Source organism: Aquimarina algiphila (assembly GCF_007489275.1).
GTDB lineage: Bacteria > Bacteroidota > Bacteroidia > Flavobacteriales > Flavobacteriaceae > Aquimarina > Aquimarina algiphila.
Map to the genome: position 1 here is coordinate 1 of NZ_VLNR01000176.1, position 2,441 is coordinate 2,441.

Consider the following 2,441-nt stretch of genomic DNA (forward strand, 5'->3'; position numbering starts at 1 on the left):
TAGTTCCTTCACAAACACCATATGCGTGTAATGCGACAAATGATGATGTTTTCCCAGTGATTACCTTAACGATTAGTGGAGGTACAGCACCCTATGATGTTGCTTATACTGGTCCATCATCGTCAGGATCAGAGACAGATGTTACAGATGCTGATCTGGTAGCTGCAGATGTTCAATATAATATAACGGCTCCTGTTGCTGGTACCTATAGTATTACTGTGACAGATGAGAATAATTGTGTATTCACGACTTTTGATGTTATTGTTCCACCATTTGCGATCATGACAGATCCAACGATTACTAGAGATACGAGTGCTGTTAATAATGGAGTCATTTCATGTACTAATCCAGANGTCAGGATCAGAGACTGATGTTGCTGATGCTGATGCAGTGGCAGCCGATGTTCAATATGATATTACTGCTCCTGTTGCTGGTACCTATAGTATTACTGTGACAGATGAGAATAATTGTGTATTCACGACTTTTGATGTTATTGTTCCACCATTTGCGATCATGACAGATCCAACGATTACTAGAGATACGAGTGCTGTTAATAATGGAGTCATTTCATGTACTAATCCAGAGACTGTGATTGTATCGATTACAGGAGGAACAGGTCCATTTACCTTTACAGCCCTAAGTGGAACTGGTATTTTACCTGCACCACCAATAGTTGTAGCTGCAGGAACATTAGATGATGTAGGTACACCAGAGATAGAAACCAGAGCAGTATTTACATTACCAAGTGTTGGTAATTATGTATTCCAGATTTTAGATCAGACGACTACATGTACTATAGATACTCCAGCTTATCCTATTGCTCCATTTGATACAATAGAAGCAACAATAACTCCATTAACAAATGTTTTATGTGCTGGAGATGATACAGGAGAAATTACTTTAACAGTTACAGGATATACAGGTACTTATAATTATGTTGCTACGAATAGTAGTACAGTACCGGTGACTACGGTTAGTGGTTCTGATGATACCGCTACAGGACCAATAACGATAAGTGGATTAGAAGCAGGAGATATAACTGTTTTAGTTACAGCAACTCAAACACCGTTCTGTGATGATACTTCTAATGTAGTTACGATTACTCAACCAGATCCATTGACTTTGGATATAGTAAGTGCTACTGCACCTAATTGTAGTAATATGGAAATGTCTACTGTAGTGATGGACGCTGATGGAGGTAATGGTCCTTATGAGTATGCAGCGGTTGCAGGAATATTGGTTGCTGGTCCACCACAAGTACCGGCAGATCCGGCAGTATTCCCACTAACAGATACATTTACTTTAGATCCGGCAACAAGTTTAAACTGGGTAATTTTTGTAAGAGATGCCAATGGTTGTATTACACCAAGGCAAATTGCAATCCCTCCAGTTACTCCTGCGCCAGTAATTGATACTATTGATGCTTTTGTTGATGATGCCTGTACCTTTGATAATGCTTATACTTTTACAGTAACGGCGACGAGTAATGTTCCTATTCCACCAGGAACGGGAGCGTTAACGTTCTCTTTAGATGGCGGTGCTCGAGTTGCTGGTACAGCTACAGGTCCTAATACGGCTACGATAGATTTTCCATTAAGTGGTCCTGGCACATATTCAGTTGTTGCTTTTGATGAGAATGGCTGTCCATCTTTACCACGAACTATTGAGGTATTTCCAGAGTTACAAGTTACAGCTGTCTTTACTGATCCTACATGTAGGGCAAACGATGCGACTATTGTAGCTACGGTTACAGGAGGTTCTGACATTACGGCTAATCCGGGTAATTTTACTTTTGATTTAGTTAATGCTGGTACGAGCGTTACAATACCGGGCGTTACTCAGACACCAGGTCCAGGAGCTAATCAGATAACGTTTAGTAGTACTACCCCTGGTACGGATGGTATTTTCCCTGGAGATTATCGAGTAGAGGTTACCGATAGTGCTATTAATGTGGCACCTGGTTGTACGGACACTTTTGATATTACGGTTCCTACTTTTGTAGATCCAATACCTTCAGCGGCAGTTACTCCGGTATCTTGTTTTGGAGGCAATGATGGTAGTATTTTAATAAGTTTAGATCCTTCTGCAGATGATGACACTCCATATACATATGAACTATTTGTATATGATCCATCACCTACAGCAGCGGGAGCTTCAGTAGCTGGTCCTCAGGCGAGTCCATTATTTAATAATACGATTGCTCCTATTACTGCGGGTCAATATGAAGTTGTAGTAACTTCATCAAGAGGTTGTCCTGTGACGTTGGAGCCTATTACTATTGTGGGTCCTACGGCTGCTTTAAATGTAGTTCCTTCACAAACACCATATGCGTGTAATGCGACAAATGATGATGTTTTCCCAGTGATTACCTTAACGATTAGTGGAGGTACAGCACCCTATGATGTTGCTTATACTGGTCCATCATCGTCAGGATCAGAGAC

The 2,441-nt window shown here is 40.8% G+C and carries 1 protein-coding gene; it reads left to right on the top strand.

What is annotated here, in order from left to right:
• Nucleotides 1-513 precede the first annotated feature (513 nt).
• Nucleotides 514-2,441 (top strand): SprB repeat-containing protein (locus FOF46_RS30955; RefSeq protein ID WP_478209732.1); only part of this gene is annotated, 1,928 nt, incomplete at its 3' end.